The sequence below is a fragment of the Paenimyroides ummariense genome, assembly GCF_900115115.1.
Classification (GTDB): domain Bacteria; phylum Bacteroidota; class Bacteroidia; order Flavobacteriales; family Flavobacteriaceae; genus Flavobacterium; species Flavobacterium ummariense.
The window spans coordinates 1-1,527 of record NZ_FOVI01000067.1; the positions used below are offsets into that span (position 1 = coordinate 1).

Below are 1,527 nucleotides of genomic sequence, written 5' to 3' on the forward strand. Positions count from 1 at the left end.
AACGGCGATCATCGACGTACCTGCATCAGTAGTGAACCAGTTTGAGAACATTTACAACGACATTGTAAACGAACAGATTACCGTTGGTGGAGCTACCTACAACAGCTTTGAAGAGTACCTGACCACGATAGCGAACGATGCCATCAACATTGGCGGCAGTGCGTTTATCGATGTAACGGGCACGGGAACAGCAGCCGATCCATACCAGGTATCGATCAAAGAAGGCGCAGCGAATTCTATGCTGATCACCAATGCGGCAGGCAATGTAGAATGGGCAAGCTTATCAACAATCGTAAAAGCAAACGAAACAATCACCACGATCGTAAACAACAACGACGGGACGTATACTTATACCAACGAAGCAGGAGCAACGGCGATCATCGACGTACCTGCATCAGTAGTGAACCAGTTTGAGAACATTTACAACGACATTGTAAACGAACAGATTACCGTTGGTGGAGCTACCTACAACAGCTTTGAAGAGTACCTGACCACGATAGCGAACGATGCCATCAACATTGGCGGCAGTGCGTTTATCGATGTAACGGGCACGGGAACAGCAGCCGATCCATACCAGGTATCGATCAAAGAAGGCGCAGCGAATTCTATGCTGATCACCAATGCGGCAGGCAATGTAGAATGGGCAAGCTTATCAACAATCGTAAAAGCAAACGAAACAATCACCACGATCGTAAACAACAACGACGGGACGTATACTTATACCAACGAAGCAGGAGCAACGGCGATCATCGACGTACCAGCATCAGTAGTTAACCAGTTCGAGAACATTTACAACGACATTGTAAACGAACAGATTACCGTTGATGGGGCTACCTACAACAGCTTTGAAGAGTACCTTACCACGATAGCAAACGATGCGGTCAACATTGGCGGCAGCGCGTTTATCGATGTAACCGGCACGGGAACAGCGGCCGATCCATACCAGGTATCGATTAAGGAAGGCGCAGCGAATTCAATGCTGATCACCAATGCGGCAGGCAATGTAGAATGGGCAAGCTTATCAACAATCGTAAAAGCAAACGAAACAATCACCACGATCGTAAACAACAACGACGGGACGTATACTTATACCAACGAAGCAGGAGCAACGGCGATCATCGACGTACCTGCATCAGTAGTGAACCAGTTCGAGAACATTTACAACGACATTGTAAACGAACAGATTACCGTTGGTGGGGCTACCTACAATACTTTTGAAGAGTATCTGACCACGATAGCGAACGATGCCATCAACATTGGCGGCAGCGCGTTTATCGATGTAACCGGCACGGGAACAGCGGCCGATCCATACCAGGTATCGATTAAGGAAGGCGCAGCAAACTCGATGTTGATTACCAATGCGGCAGGCAATGTAGAATGGGCAAGCTTATCAAGTATCGTAAAAGCGAACGAAACATTGACGGTATTGTCTTACAACAATGCGACCAATGAATTGACGTATACCGATGAAAAAGGTACTGCTTCTGTAATCAACTTAAACGAAGGATCGGTAAGCTATGATGGCGC

At 47.1% G+C, this 1,527-nt stretch carries 1 pseudogene; it reads left to right on the forward strand.

Features of this window, described 5'->3' with window-relative positions:
• Positions 1-1,527: pseudogene (locus tag BM253_RS17415) on the forward strand (hypothetical protein); the annotation flags it as partial.